The organism is Telluria sp. LT2P80 (assembly GCF_059685955.1).
Genome location: NZ_JCASIO010000006.1, coordinates 266,985 through 279,464 on the forward strand (window position 1 = coordinate 266,985; position 12,480 = coordinate 279,464).

11 protein-coding genes are annotated in these 12,480 nt (G+C 64.0%); 8 read left to right on the plus strand and 3 right to left on the minus strand.

Annotation, left to right across the window (positions count from 1 at the left end):
- Window positions 1-43: 43 nt before the first annotated feature.
- The 6 genes from AC56LW_RS17055 (at window position 44) to AC56LW_RS17080 (ending at window position 7,281) form a co-directional block, all read left to right on the plus strand.
- Window positions 44-463 (plus strand): Rrf2 family transcriptional regulator, encoded by a 420-nt coding sequence (locus AC56LW_RS17055; RefSeq protein WP_499636278.1) that lies wholly within the window; start codon window positions 44-46, stop codon window positions 461-463.
- Window positions 464-592: 129 nt separating this feature from the next.
- On the plus strand, window positions 593-2,881 hold the full coding sequence (locus AC56LW_RS17060) for an alpha,alpha-trehalose-phosphate synthase (UDP-forming) (protein WP_332530499.1): 2,289 nt from the start codon (window positions 593-595) through the stop codon (window positions 2,879-2,881).
- On the plus strand, window positions 2,878-3,657 hold the full coding sequence (gene otsB, locus AC56LW_RS17065; RefSeq protein ID WP_499636280.1) for a trehalose-phosphatase: 780 nt from the start codon (window positions 2,878-2,880) through the stop codon (window positions 3,655-3,657). The genes AC56LW_RS17060 and otsB overlap by 4 nt, the downstream gene beginning before the upstream one ends.
- A gap of 19 nt (window positions 3,658-3,676) precedes the next feature.
- On the plus strand, window positions 3,677-5,506 hold the full coding sequence (locus AC56LW_RS17070; protein WP_332530681.1) for a glycoside hydrolase family 15 protein: 1,830 nt from the start codon (window positions 3,677-3,679) through the stop codon (window positions 5,504-5,506).
- Between the two features lie 160 nt (window positions 5,507-5,666).
- Window positions 5,667-6,821, plus strand: coding sequence for an MGDG synthase family glycosyltransferase (locus tag AC56LW_RS17075; protein ID WP_499636377.1), 1,155 nt, complete (start codon window positions 5,667-5,669; stop codon window positions 6,819-6,821).
- The gene (locus tag AC56LW_RS17080) at window positions 6,814-7,281 is read left to right on the plus strand and encodes a hypothetical protein (protein WP_499636282.1); all 468 of its coding nucleotides are present in this window, start codon (window positions 6,814-6,816) and stop codon (window positions 7,279-7,281) included. The genes AC56LW_RS17075 and AC56LW_RS17080 overlap by 8 nt, the downstream gene beginning before the upstream one ends.
- On the opposite strand, the gene AC56LW_RS17085 is transcribed toward AC56LW_RS17080, so the two are convergent.
- A complete protein-coding gene (locus AC56LW_RS17085) occupies window positions 7,230-7,961 on the minus strand; it encodes an HAD family hydrolase (RefSeq protein ID WP_499636284.1) in 732 nt (243 codons plus the stop codon). The two genes, AC56LW_RS17080 and AC56LW_RS17085, sit on opposite strands and share 52 nt — an antisense overlap.
- A gap of 107 nt (window positions 7,962-8,068) precedes the next feature.
- Window positions 8,069-8,998, minus strand: coding sequence for a sulfotransferase family protein (locus tag AC56LW_RS17090; protein WP_499636286.1), 930 nt, complete (start codon window positions 8,996-8,998; stop codon window positions 8,069-8,071).
- A gap of 121 nt (window positions 8,999-9,119) precedes the next feature.
- Between AC56LW_RS17090 and AC56LW_RS17095 the strand changes: the two genes are divergently transcribed.
- Window positions 9,120-9,803: a hypothetical protein gene (locus AC56LW_RS17095; RefSeq protein WP_332530493.1), complete on the plus strand. Its 684-nt coding sequence runs from the start codon at window positions 9,120-9,122 to the stop codon at window positions 9,801-9,803.
- An 8-nt stretch (window positions 9,804-9,811) separates the two neighbouring features.
- Here AC56LW_RS17095 and AC56LW_RS17100 read toward each other — a convergent pair whose 3' ends face one another.
- Entirely contained in the window at window positions 9,812-11,149 is a 1,338-nt protein-coding gene (locus AC56LW_RS17100) for a sensor domain-containing protein (RefSeq protein WP_499636287.1), read from the minus strand.
- Between the two features lie 294 nt (window positions 11,150-11,443).
- Between AC56LW_RS17100 and AC56LW_RS17105 the strand changes: the two genes are divergently transcribed.
- Window positions 11,444-12,274 carry a lectin OAA family protein gene (locus AC56LW_RS17105; RefSeq protein ID WP_499636289.1) on the plus strand — a complete coding sequence of 277 codons (831 nt, stop codon included), beginning with the start codon at window positions 11,444-11,446 and terminating at the stop codon, window positions 12,272-12,274.
- Window positions 12,275-12,480: the final 206 nt, after the last annotated feature.

A 12,480-nucleotide genomic window follows, 5' to 3' on the forward strand; every position in this document is an offset into this window, starting at 1 on the left:
CATCATGTGTTACGGATTTTTGAAATTGTTATGTGGAGTAATAATGAGATACGACGCCAGACTGTCACGCATGCTGCATGTGCTGATTCACATGAGCAAACGCGGTGGCAGGACGACGTCCGACACGATCGCGCTGATGCTCAATACCAATCCCGTCGTCGTGCGACGTACCATGGGTTCGCTCAAACGGGCCGGCCTGGTGAGTTCGGATGGCGGTGCCGGTGGCGGCTGGTCACTACAGCGGGACATCGGCAGCATTACGATCCTCGATGTCCATGAGGCACTTGGCTCGCCGCAGGCAATCGCCATCGCGGCCACCGTCGATCACCCGGTGTGCCCGGTCGAACATGCCGTGGTCGGCGAACTTGGTGCGTTGTTCGCGGCAACAGAAGCGTTCATGCTCGAGCGTATGCGCGGCATCACGCTCGCTGCGATCGCCGACCAGATCGTCATACCGACGTGATACATGATGGCCGCGGGATTTGCCAGCCAATCCCGCCCCGTTCGACACCGTTGCATGCCATAGCGACAAGATAATTTTTAGATAGCTATAATCAATCGGTCGGCGTCTTCGTCCCATTGAAAGAGCTTCATGCGCTTCAGATCCATTCAATTGTCCCTGCGGTTCATCGTTCCGCTTGCCCTTGTGCTGGCGCTATTCGGGTATTTCGCCATTCCATGGATGGAAAACCTCACCCAGCGCTGGTTCGTGCGTGACCTGGACACACGCTCGCGCCTGGTATCGAGCACGCTGCAACAACCGTTGCTGACGTATCTCGAAGACGGTACCGGTGAACGCATCAACGACGCATTCGAGCGCGCGATCCAGGACGAGCGCCTGTATGCGCTGGCCCTGTGCTCGACCGACGGAATCCTGCTGTACAAGACCTCGACCTATCCGGCCACGCTCGGTTGCCGTGAGGGGCAGATCAGCAGCGAGGAGGATGGCGCGACGTCCAACCCGGTCGTGCGCCTGGCAGAGGGCCCGGTCCACGTCTCCACGCGCGAACTGATGCAGGACGGCGTGTCAGCCGGCCGCCTGGTGCTGGTGCAGGACATGAGCTTCATCGAGCGCCGCAGCGCCGACACCAAGAAATACATCCTTGGCCTGTTCGTGCTGATGGCTGGCGCGATTTCCATGATCACCGTGATCATCGCCCACCTGAGCTGGCATGGCTGGGTGGCCGGCATGCGCGAAATGCTGCGCGGCGAACTGCTGCCGCGCTCGCCACGCCGCGGTGCGGCCCAGGCGGCGCCGGTCGAAGGCGACATGGCGCCGCTGGCCAGCGAGTTTCGCGCCATGCTCAACGATTACCAGCGCGAGCTGGCCGCCAGTCCGGTCGAGTCAACGACCTGGAGCCCGGAAACGCTGAAGCTGCTGCTGAACCAGGACCTGGCCGGTGACCAGATCCTCGTGGTGTCGAACCGCGAACCCTACATCCACGTGGCCACACCCGACGGCGTGAAAGTGCAGCGTCCGGCCAGTGGCCTGGTCACGGCGGTAGAGGCCGTGATGCGTGCCTGCTCCGGTACCTGGATCGCGCACGGCGCCGGTTCGGCCGACCGCGAGACGGTCGACGCCAACGACCACGTGCCGGTCCCGCCCGACAACCCGAGCTATACGCTGCGCCGCGTCTGGCTGTCGAAAGAAGAAGAGCAGGGCTATTACTACGGCTTTGCCAACGAAGGCCTGTGGCCGCTGTGCCATATCGCCCACGTGCGCCCCGTGTTCCGCTCGACCGACTGGGCCGAGTACGTGCGCGTAAACCAGCGCTTTGCCGACGCCGTGATCGCCGAAGCGCGCTCCGACAACCCGGTCGTGCTGGTACAGGATTATCACTTCGCGCTGCTGCCGCGCATGGTGCGCGCGGTGCTGCCAAAGGCAACCATCATCACGTTCTGGCACATCCCATGGCCAAATCCGGAATCGTTCGGCATTTGCCCATGGCGCGAAGAAATCCTCGACGGCATGCTGGGCAGCACGATCCTGGGCTTCCACACGCCGTTCCACCGCAAGAATTTCCTCGACACGGTCGACCGCTACCTGGAAACCCGCATCGAGGACGAAGCCTCGACCGTCAGCTACGGCAACCAGCTGACGCAAGTAAAACCGTATCCGATCTCCATCGCCTGGCCCGACGAGATCCCGGGCGAACCCGATATCGCTGCCTGCCGCGCCGAGATCCGCCAGGCGCTGTCGCTGCCGGCGGATCAGTTGCTGGGCATCGGCGTCGACCGCCTCGACTACACCAAGGGCATCGTGGAACGCTTCGAGGCAGTCGAGCGCATGTTCGAACTGTATCCGGAAATGATCGGCAAATTCACGTTCGTGCAGATCGCCGCACCCACCCGCTCATCCCTCGACGAATACCAGAACCTGGAAACGCGCGTGCGCGGTCTGGCGCAGCGGATCAATGACCGCTACGCCAGCGGCACCTACCTGCCGATCGTGCTGAAAACCGAGCACCACGAACAGCGCCAGTTGCGCACGTACTTCCGCGCGTCGGACGTCTGCAGCGTGACCAGCCTGCACGACGGCATGAACCTGGTGGCCAAGGAATTCATCGCTGCCCGCGACGATGAAGGCGGCGCGCTGATCCTGAGCCAGTTCACCGGTGCGGCGCGCGAGCTGCATGAAGCGCTGATCGTCAATCCGTACCACATCGAAGAGGGCGCCGAAGCGCTGTACCAGGCGCTGCGCATGCCGCGCGACGAGCAGCGCGAACGGATGCGCAGCATGCGCCGCAGGGTGCGCGACTTCAACGTGTACCGCTGGGCCGGCCGCATGCTGCAGGATGCAGCGCGCCTGCGCCAGCGCGAGCGCGTCAAGTCGCGCATCGTTTCGCTCAGCCAGGACCGCGTGCGCAGGGGGGAAGCATGATCGCTGACAATGACAACCTGCAGGCCGCACTCGACCTGCTGGCTGCGCCCGATTGCGCGCTGTTTCTCGACTTCGACGGCACGTTGGTGGACATCGCGCCGTTGCCCGACCAGGTGATCGTCACCGACATGCTGCACGCCGCGCTGCCGCTGCTGCAGGCGCGCCTGGAAGGGCGGCTGGCCCTCGTGTCCGGCCGCCCGATCAACGAGCTCGACAAATTGCTGGCGCCGCTGACGTTCCCTGCAGCCGGCGTGCATGGCATGGAGCGACGCGGCGTGGATGGCGTCGTGCGCCGCCTGACGCCACCCGACTTCGCCCTGGTACGCCAGGCTGCGCAGGGGCTGGCGGCGCGCCATCCCGACCTGTGGGTCGAAGAAAAGCACGGCGCGCTGGCACTGCACTTCCGCCAGGCGCCCGAGCTGCAGGCGCTGTGCACCGACGCGATGCGCGTGGCGGTGGATGCCAGCCCGGGCCTGTTGCTGATGGAAGGCAAGATGATCGTCGAGGTCAAGTCGAACGCCGTCAGCAAGGGCACGGCGATCCACGACTTCCTGGCCGACGCGCCGTTCGCCGGTTACCGGCCCCTGTTCATCGGCGACGACACGACCGACGAAGCAGGTTTTGCACAAGTACAAAGTATTGGCGGGATCGGCCTGAAGGTCGGCCCGGGCCCCACCGTGGCCCAGTGCCGTATCGCGTCGGCGGAACAATTGCGCATCGTACTGTCGCAAGCGGCCGCCGCGCCAACCATTGGAAAGGACATACCCCATGAATGATGATTCCCACGAGTCGACAATGAGTACCGCATTACCGAATGCCCTCGAAGCACGGGGCACCATTGACCCCACCGGTTCGCTTGATTGCGGCGTGATCGGCAATTGCGCCTTCAGCGCCCTGGTCGACCGCATGGGCCGGATGGTCTGGTGCTGCCTGCCACGCTTTGACGGCGACCCGGTCTTCAATGCCTTGCTCGACCCGAGCGAGAAAGGCAGTCTGTGGAGCGTCGAGCTGGAAGACTTCGCCCGCAGCGAGCAGGTGTATGAACCGAACACGGCAGTGCTGCGCACGCGCCTGTTCGACAGCGGCGGCAACGGCATCGAGATCACCGACTTCGCGCCGCGCTTCCTGAGCCGCGACCGCATGTTCCGTCCCCTGATGCTGGTACGCCGCGTGCGTCCGCTGGGCAGCGGCGTGCGCGTGCGCGTCATCATGCGGCCGCGCTTCGAGTACGGCGCCAAGGCCCCCGAGATCACCCAGGGCAGCCACCACATCCGCTACGTCGGTCCCGACCAGACGCTGCGCCTGAACACGGACGCGTCGCTTAATTATGTGATGTCCGAGTCGTTCTTCCTGCTCGACCGGCCGCTGAACTTCATGCTGGGGCCGGACGAAACGCTGGCTGACGGCATCAAGGACACCGCGCACCGCTTCGAGCTCGAGACGATTTCGTACTGGCGCACCTGGTCGCGCCGCCTGGCGCTGCCGCTCGAATGGCAGGACGTGGTCATCCGCGCCGCGATCACGCTGAAGCTGTCGCTGTACGAAGACACGGGCGCGATCATCGCCGCGATGACGACCAGCATCCCGGAAGCACCGGGGAGCGAGCGCAACTGGGATTACCGCTATTGCTGGCTGCGCGACGCGTTCTTCGTGATCCGCGCGCTGAACAGCTTGTCCGAAGTCGGCACGATGGAAGATTATCTGCGCTGGCTGAGCAATGTCGTGGCGCGCGCCAAGGGCGGGCATATCCAGCCGCTGTACGGCATCGGGCTGGAAGAAGAGCTGCCCGAGTCGATCATCGAGCACCTGCCCGGCTACCGCAACAACGGGCCGGTGCGCGTGGGCAACCAGGCGCAGGAACACTTCCAGCACGACGTGTACGGCAATATCGTGCTCGGCGCGGCGCAGGCATTCTTCGATCACCGCCTGTTCCGCCGTGCGGGGCATGCCGAGTTCGTGCAACTCGAAGCCGTGGGTGAACAGGCATTCCGTCTGTACGACGAGCCGGACGCTGGCATGTGGGAGCTGCGCACGCGCGCCCGCGTGCACACCTCGTCGGTGCTGATGAACTGGGCAGCGTGTGACCGCCTGGCCAAGATCGCCGAAGAACTGGACTTGCCCGAGCGCGCGACGTTCTGGGGCGAACGCGCAGAAATCATCCGCAATCGCCTGTTGACCGAAGCGTGGAGCGAAGAGCGCCAGGCGTTTGCCGAAAGCCTGGGTGGACGCGACCTCGACGCCAGCGTGCTCCTGATGGCCGAGATCAACTTCATCGATCCGATGGATCCGCGCTTTGTCGCCACGGTCGACGCGCTGGAAAAATCGCTGTGCGACGGCCCGTACATGCGCCGTTACGAAGCGCCGGACGATTTCGGCAAGCCCGAAACGGCCTTCAATATCTGCACGTTCTGGCGCATCGATGCGCTGGCGCGGATCGGCCGCGAGGACGAAGCACGCGCTGTGTTCGAAGCGATGCTGGCGGCGCGCAATCACCTGGGCCTGCTGTCGGAAGACACGCATCCGGACACGGGCGAAATGTGGGGCAATTTCCCGCAAACGTATTCGATGGTTGGCCTGATCAATTGCGCGATGCGCCTGTCCAAGCCGTGGAACAGCGTCGTGTAACTGCGTAGTCGTCATGGCCGGGTCATAATCGGCCTTCACACTCTGTCGCATCACGTTGCGATGGAGTGTGCATGAAGCAAAGATCTTCGCCTGACCGGACGGCAGCGTTGGCGCAGGCCGGAAAGCGCCCCTCGTGAAAGAGGGCGAACTCCAGCGCAGCATGGCCGGCAAGACCATCGTCCTGCTCAGCGTCCCGGCTGGCGCCGGCCACACCCGGGTCGCCGAGGCCATCCGCGCCTGCGCCGCAGCCGACCATCCCGACGCCACTGTTATCCACCTGGATGCGATGGCGTTTGCCACGCCGCTGCTGCGCAAGGTCTACACCGAGTTTTATCTGCGCCTGATCACCCGCGCGCCGGGCCTGTGGCGCTACATCTACCGCTGGACCGATGCGGCCAGCCCGGATGGCTTGACCAGCCGACTGCGGCGCCGGATCGAACGGCATGCGTGCCGCATGCTGACCGATGAAATCGCGGCGCTGAAACCCGACGCGATCATCTGCACCCATTTCCAGCCGGCCGAAGTACTGTCGCAGCAGATCGCCGCCGGAAAACTCACGTGCCCGCTCTGGGTACAAGTGACCGATTTCGACCTGCACCGCATGTGGCTGCAGCCGCACGTCACCGGCTATTTTGCCGCCAACGACGAAGTGGCGTTTCGCATGCACGAGCAGGGCGTCGCCGCGCATGCCATCTACGTCGCCGGCATTCCCACGATGCCGGCGTTTTCGCTCACCCACGACCGCGCCGACTGCGCCAGAGCACTGGGCCTGAATCCGGCGCTGCCGACCTTTCTGCTGATGGGCGGGGGCGCCGGCCTGGGCGGCTTGCACCGCGTGGCGCAGCAGTTGCTGGCGATTCCGGGCAATTTTCAGCTGATCGCACTGGCCGGCAAGAATGCTGCCGAACTGGCCGCGCTGCAGCGGCTGGCCGTGCGCTTTCCGGGCCGGCTGGCGCCGCAGGGCTACACGGACCGCGTCGAGCGCCTGATGGCGTGCGCCGACCTGGTGATCACCAAGCCGGGCGGTGCGACCACGGCCGAATGCCTGGCGATGGGCGTGCCGATGATCGTCAACGCGCCGATCCCGGGCCAGGAAGAACACAACGCCAATTATCTGCTCGAGCATGGCGCCGCGCTCAAGGCGGTCGACCTGGCCACGCTCGACTACCGCATCCGCTACCTGATGGCGCACCCGGAAAAACTGGCCGGGATGGCTGCCTGTGCTCGCGCCCTTGGCCGTCCGCAGGCTGCGCGCCACGTCGTCGAAACTGTTCTGGTGCAAGCCGCCCGCAAAAGTGATGTCGCCCATGTTTGAATTGGCCGATAGCGCCAGGCTCGTGGCAACCGTGTGCGCCGTGCTGGCGCTGGCATATCTGTTCGCGCGCGTGGAAGTGGAAATCGAAGGCGAGGCCGGCTGGGCGGCGAACCTGCCGACCTGGCGCATCGAGGAGCATCTGCTGCTCGACATCTTCTGGGGCGGGCGCGCGCTGACCGGCTACCACCTGTGGATGTTTTCGTTCATCGGACTGGTGTTTCACTTCCCGCTGTTCTTCATGGGCCAGTGGTCGTGGCAGCTCGAGGCGACGACCATGGCGTCGATCATGCTGTTCTGGATCGTCGAGGATTATCTGTGGTTCGTCATCAATCCGGCCTTCGGCTGGCGCCGCTTCAAGCAGGTCCACGTGGCGTGGCACAAGCGCTGGGCGCTGGGTGCGCCGATCGATTACTGGTTGTTCGGCGTCATCAGCGCGGTGCTGTTCTGGTACGGCGCCTGAACCAGGTCCAGCGCATGGCGCACGCGCCCGCATAACTCGCCCGACGTGCGCGAAATCAGTTCCGGTGGGATCGCGAACTTGTTCGTCAGGCGATCGTAGTCTTCGAACCCGTACGAGACCATGAACGGGTGCATGCCGGTATGGGCCGCCGCCGTGAAATCCTTGTGCTCGTCGCCGCAGATATAGCCGCGCGCCGGATTGACGCCGAAGCGCTCGCGTACGGCCCGAAACGACGCCGTCTTCTTGTCCTTGAGTGGAATATGTTCCAGAAAATCCAGTGCGCCGATATCGATATCGTGGCGCAGGAACAGCTGGCGCAGCGTTTCCAGGGGCTCGATCGTGATGTTGCGCGTGACGATGCCCACCGTGATACCGGGCGCGGCGATCAGTTCGCGGATCAGGTCGGGGATCCCGTCATACAGCCGGGCTTCTTGCCGGTAGATGTCGGTCAGCGTGTCGACCAGTTTGGCGCGGCTGTTCTTGCGCAGGTTTTTCTTGATAATCGACGGGAATTGTTTCAGGCCGCCCACGTACTTGAGCAAGTGGTGCCGTTTCTGGAATGCCGTTTCGGCGCCGAGCACGCAGCCGTGCTGGTTGAAGGCCATGGCGATCGCGGAAAATGCATCGATGGTGGTGCCATCCGCGTCGAGAATGAGAAGCCGTTTATCGCTGTTGTACATGTGTAGCGCTCCCGATGCCGTTGACCGGACCGGCCTGTCAACCCTGCCGGTGACCACTGTGCACCATCATCGGATGCTGTCATGACAGGGGTATGACAACGTGCGCGTTACGTGGCCGCGAGGTAACGGTCCAGTTCTGCGTTATCCAGCAGGCTGTCGCCCAGGCATGTCGTGGCGATCAGGCCGCGTGCCTGGACCAGGTCGTACCGCAGGCAGGCGCGCAGTGTGTCGAATGCACGGTCGTTGAAATCGGGCCGTGCTTCGTCGATGGCAATGTCGGTGCTGCTGAAGACGACGGGAACGGGCGGCGTGTCGACCGATTTCTCGAACACGGCATTGACGAAACGGCGGCGCGCGTCGGCATCGTCAAGCCGGCTGACGCAGATGACGGACAGGTCGGACGGCAGGTAGCGTTCCAGCAGCGTGCGCAGCGGGGTGTAGTAAAAGCTGTTGGAAATGATGGAGAAAAACGGAAATTGTTTGCGCGACAGGTAGAACGCAAATTCATACTCGATGCGCTGCATGAAGGTATGCGTGCGAAGATGTTCCAGTTCGTGCCGCGCATAGCCTTCCACGATCAGATGCAAACGCCTTGGAAAGTAGGCCTGGCAGATACGGATCACGGTCGCCGAAAAGGTGCTGGCCTCACGCGGCGCGCGGCCTGTCCCGCTGTGTTCGGATTGATACGATGAAAAATAGTCCCGTGCCTGGTCCCCGCCCAGCGAGTTGAGTTTGAACATCTTGTAGAAGCTCCACATCCGCTCAAACTGGTTGCGCAGGCACAGGACCAGGCGCGTATCGTGCTGCGGCAGGCGCTGCACGGTGGCCGGATCGAAGGCATACCCGGCGCTGGCGTCGAGCAGCGGCAGACTGGCCCTGCGCGAACGCGCCGCGTGTGGCTCGTCGTTTGCATACAGATAGGGCTCTTTTTCGCCCGGCACGCGGTCTTCGGCCAGGCCGTTGACGACCATCCATTCCGACAGCGCCGTGGTGCCGCATTTTGCGACGCCGACAATGAATACATGCTTGATCGTCATCGTTCATCTCCCGGGAAGCGGTTGTGCCACGAGACGATAGTCTCACACACGCATTGCTGACCCGCATGTGACGAACGACGAATCGTTACACTGGCATCCTTCAGACTTTGTCGAGGCAAGCATGCGCTCAATGGATTTCAGTTCGTGGCAAGGGGCGATGACGACCATCATCGGACTTGCCGTCATCACCTTGCTGGGCGTGGGTATCCGCCTCATCATCATGCAGACGATCCAGCAGCGGCGCGAGCGCATGAACCGCCAGATCAACGAGCGGCTCAAGACGCTGATCGCAGCCTACCGCACGCTGGGCGGCTCGTTCACGGGCCAGCTGACGGTCGACCCGACCCATTTGCGCGACCTGCATGAGCGCGCCCGGGCCGGGGAGGGCGGCCTGGCAGTGGCCGAGGAAACCTTCAGCTCCGAGCGGTCACGCCGCATGCGCGACGCGGTCGAGGCCGCGCTGGCGGACATCCTGCTGCTGGGGACCGAAGAGCATTGCCGGCTGGCGGGGCAGGCCGCGGCCGACATGGCAGCCGGCCGGCCGATCCACACGGCGGACCTGGTGATCAGCCTGCGCGGTTTCATCCGCAGCGCGCTGGACCTGGGGCCGATGCCGGCCGATGTGCTGATTCCGCTGCAGGGGCCGACGCGCACCCAGGGCGGCGCGGCGCGTGGCAAGGGCGAGGCGGGCGGTAACCGGGGCGGTGGCAATGGCGGCGGCAATGCCGATGGCGGCGGCGGCGGTGGCATGGCCATGGGGATGGCGCCGGGCCTGGGCCGCAGGGATGCCGATCAGGCCGGCTGATGCGCCCCTTATCCGGCAAGCGGTGAGGCCGCCTTGGCGGCATACATCGCCTTGTCGGCATGCGCGATGAGTTCTTCACGAGTACTCCCATGCTCGGGATAGTGCGCGACACCGACGCTGACGGAAATCTGCAGCCGGTGCCCGTCGCCCAGATCGACGGGCGCCGCCAGCGCCTGGTGGATCTTGTCCAGGACCAGCCCCGCATCGGCCGCCAGCACGATGTCTTCCAACAAGACGACGAATTCATCGCCGCCCAGGCGGGCCAGCGTATCGCTGTTACGCAGGCAGGCCGAGACACGGCGCGCGACCTCCTGCAGCAAGCGGTCGCCACAGGCGTGACCAAAGTTGTCGTTGACCTGCTTGAAGCGGTTCAAGTCAAGGAACAGCAGCGCCAGGCGTTCCTGCTGGCGGCGGGCATGCGCGAGCGCGGTGTCGAGGCGGTCGTGGAACAGGCGCCGGTTTGGCAGGCGGGTCAGCTCGTCATGCAGGGCCATGAAACGTAGTTGCGCATGCAGTTGCTTGCGTCCGATGGCCGCGGCGAGCTGATCGGCCACGAACACCAGCAAATCGCGGTCCTGCGTCCGGTATGGGGCGTCATCCGGGCCGTTGCGCAGCGCGATGACGCCAACGACGCCGTCGGTCGTGGTCATCGGTACGGCCAGTGCGCCGCCTGCCAGGCTCGCCGCTGCTGCCTGCAAGGGCGCCGGCAGGACGGACTGTGCGCCGGGGGCAAGCAGCAGTGGCGCAGCGCACTGCGCTACTGCCTCGCACAGCAGCGGCATCAGCGCTGCATCGCACGGGGCGCCGTCGTCCACGAGGTAGGCGAAGTCGATGTCCTGGCCGGCCGTATCGCACAAGGCGACCGCAAAGCAGCAGGCCGGCAGGAACTCGTGGACGATGGCGTGGCTGCGCTCGAACAGGTCGGCCAGGTCATCGCTTGCATGGGCCGCTTCTGAAATCGCGTACAGCACCGACTGCATCGCCTGCGCCTGCTTCAGGGCAGTTACGTCGCGCGCGACGGCCACGCGCAGCTGATCGGCCTCGGACCAGCGCGCCGACCACATGATATGCACGATGTCGCCATTCTTGCGCACATAACGGTTTTCAAAGTTGGTATGGACCTGGCCATTCATGACCTCTTGCGCCACAGCGAGCGTGCGCGCGCGGTCGGCCGGTGCGACCAGGTCGATCATGGTCATGCCGATCATTTCCTGCTGCGTATAGCCGAAAATGTTGACACAGGCGGCACTGACGTAGACGAACCGGCCGCCGGCGTCGACCATGCAGACGGCGTCGAGCAGCAAGTCCGTGAAGTTGGCAATCGGGGCGCCCACAGTGTATTCCATGAACATATTCTAAATGACATTTGATCTGAAAATCTGGTCCATCAGTTCGGGCGCGATGTCATGCATACAGGGTGCGCTTTTGGGAAACAAGGAAGCACACCCGTAGGAGTATTCCGTTTTAAAAAAACTTGCTCATCTGACAGTAATTTGGCCGGCTGAATAGCGCAAAATAAAGTTCGCTAGAGATATTTGTCTCCCTCAAAAATACATCATCGACAGAGTTGTCAGGCGCAGCCAGCCTGCGCACCACCGGGGCAGCGCCGTTCTGCTGCGCAGATCAAGAAGGAGTCAGGCATGTCCAAAACAAGCAAGGCCACGAACAATCTGCATCACGTGCAGAACCAGTGGGGCGGGACCTCCGCGCAGTGGCATGAAGGCGGCATGTGGATCATTGGCGCACGGCCCGGCCAGCACGTGGTGGCGCTCGACCTCACGTCGAGCGACAACGGCAAAACGCTCACCGGACAAATGAAATACGCAGGCGAAGGCGCTATCGGCTTTCGCGCCACTCTGACCCAGAGCAACACATACATCGTCGAAAACCAGTGGGGCGGTTCGTCGGCGCCATGGCATCCGGGCGGGACGTGGGTGATCGGCTGCCGCCCTGGCCAGAGCGTGGTCGCCATCCATGTCGAATCGGGCGACAACGGCGCCACGCTGAAGGGGACGATGACCTACAGCGGCGAAGGCCCGATCGGCTTCCAGAGCCAGACGAGCGATGGCGCCGTGTACGCTGTCGAAAACCAGTGGGGTGGCGGGTTCGCGCCCTGGCACCAGGGCGGCATCTCGGTGCTCGGTTGCCGCGACCAGGCCGTGCTCGCGGTCGACCTGACGTCGACCGATGGCGGCAAGACCCTGACCGGCACCATGACGTATGCGGGCGAAGGCCCCATCCGCGTGCGCGCCACGGCGGTCGCCGGCAACAACTACCAGGTCGAAAACCAGTGGGGCGACACGTCGTCCGCATGGCATCCGGGCGGTATCTGGCTGATCGGCTGCCGCGCCGGCCAGCACAGCGTGGCGCTCAATGTCACGTCCGGCAACCAGGGTAACAACCTGCATGGCGGCATGACCTACAGCGGCGAAGGCGTGATCGGCTACCGCGGTACGGAATTGCCGATGTAAAGACCCTGCAGCGGCCATCCCCACCAGGGGGCATGGCCGCTGCCTTGCTCACATCACGCCGCGCCGGGCAGCATCATTACCGTCACCCACATTCCGGGTCACACCCACAATCGGGGTCAGGTCTGACATTCGGACACGAGCTCGACAATACAATCGGGGTCAGGTCTGACATTCGGACACGAGCTCGACAATACAATCGGGGTCAG